Source organism: Acinetobacter sp. 228 (assembly GCF_048147885.1).
Genome location: NZ_JAYWYV010000171.1, coordinates 1 through 1,632, shown reverse-complemented (window position 1 = coordinate 1,632; position 1,632 = coordinate 1). Strand labels below are relative to the sequence as shown.

Below are 1,632 nucleotides of genomic sequence, written 5' to 3'. Positions count from 1 at the left end.
CTTTGGCTGGAACTTTATTATTTATTTCTCAAACCCAGAACCAATGGCAAGGTGCTTTGCTTTTATTCTGTCTCGGTTTTGGCATGGGAATACCTTTACTCATCGCGAGTGTTTTAGGTGCAAAGTTCTTACCTAAAGCGGGCGACTGGATGCATCAGATTAAAGTGATTTTTGCTTTTCTGATGTTGGGGTTAAGCCTTTATTTCATTCGCCCTTTATTGCCAGATTGGGGTATGCAAGCACTTAGTTTTATACTTGGGTTGGCTTTTATTATCTATGCGCTGTATCAGTTCTTTTGGAAAAAAGGACAGTTACAGTGGCTTTATGCGCTCCTGCTTTTATTGGTAACGCCATTTGTGGTTTATAACCAGTATCAACATATTCAAAATCGTAGCTTACAAAATTCTGAGCATATGGCTGAGTGGCATGTGGCGACCACGGCAGCAGACTTTCAAAAGATTTTAGCAGCAGCTCCTGCTGATCGGGCTATTGTTGTTGATGTGTATGCTGATTGGTGCGTGGCTTGTCAGCCTATTGAACATCGTATTTTAAAAGCATCTGAGGTTCAGACGGCTCTTGCACCTTACTATCTTATTAAGCTTGACTTGAGCCATTATGACCAGTCACATGAAGCATTGCTCAAACAATGGAATATTCTTGGGCCTCCTACATATCTCTTTTTAAACAAGCAACAGCAAGAAATTCGTTCTTTACGTTTAACAGGCGCATTTAGTCAGCAAGAGCTTTTACAACAGCTGGGAAGCTTATCAAAAGCTAAAGATTCAAATTGATTTGATCTGAGGTAGTTGGTGAAAAGTGCGTACTTGATTACGCCCAGAGGCCTTTACCGCATAGAGCGCTTGATCAGCTTGTCTAATCACAAGATAGGGGTCATTTGCAAATGCGGAACTGCTGATGCCAAAGCTGGCACTTACATGAATTTGGATATTTTGATTATTGAAGATAGTCAATTCTTGTAAAGCTTGCCGGCAACGTTCGGCAATTTTTTCTGCTTGAATAATATCAGTATGAGGAAGTAATAAAATAAATTCTTCTCCACCAAAACGTCCAATAATATCTTCATTACGTAAGTTTTCAGAAAGACACCGAGCAATTTCAATCAAAACCTGATCACCTTGGTGATGTCCGTATATATCATTAATTTTTTTAAAATGATCGATATCAAGAAGTATCACTGCATAATCAAATCGTTGCTCATGAAGTGCTTCAAGATGGGTATTTAAGCTTCGTCTATTTAAGACATTAGTTAACGGGTCGATTTGGCTTAAACGTTGAATATAGGTTTCTCGTTGACGCCATTGGGTTAGCAATATTTCAAATAAAATAAAACACGCCACTAAAATGGGCATAATAAAAAACAACATACTTCCTAGCCAAAATGGATTGGTTTGAGCATGTTCCATAGCCTTAAAATTAAATAGAGTGGCATAAGGCACAGTACCTCTCATACTTAAATATGTACATACCGCTAGAATAATAGTTGCAGGTATAAAAGCGCTATAAACAATTTTTCTTTCAAATAAAACCAAACCTACGCCAATAGTGCCTACGTAACCCACCATTGTGGCAGGGCTGATACTACCAATTAAATATCCATCGTGGCACAACATC

2 protein-coding genes are annotated in these 1,632 nt (G+C 38.5%); one reads left to right on the top strand and one right to left on the bottom strand.

Annotated features, from left to right (window positions below; all coding sequences use genetic code 11):
- Positions 1 to 791: thioredoxin domain-containing protein (locus VXQ92_RS17045; protein ID WP_416682615.1), on the top strand; the 791-nt coding region annotated here is incomplete at its 5' end.
- Here the strand turns inward: VXQ92_RS17045 and VXQ92_RS17040 are convergent.
- On the bottom strand, positions 783 to 1,632 hold an 850-nt coding region (locus VXQ92_RS17040), incomplete at its 5' end, for a GGDEF domain-containing protein (protein WP_416682614.1). The two genes, VXQ92_RS17045 and VXQ92_RS17040, sit on opposite strands and share 9 nt — an antisense overlap.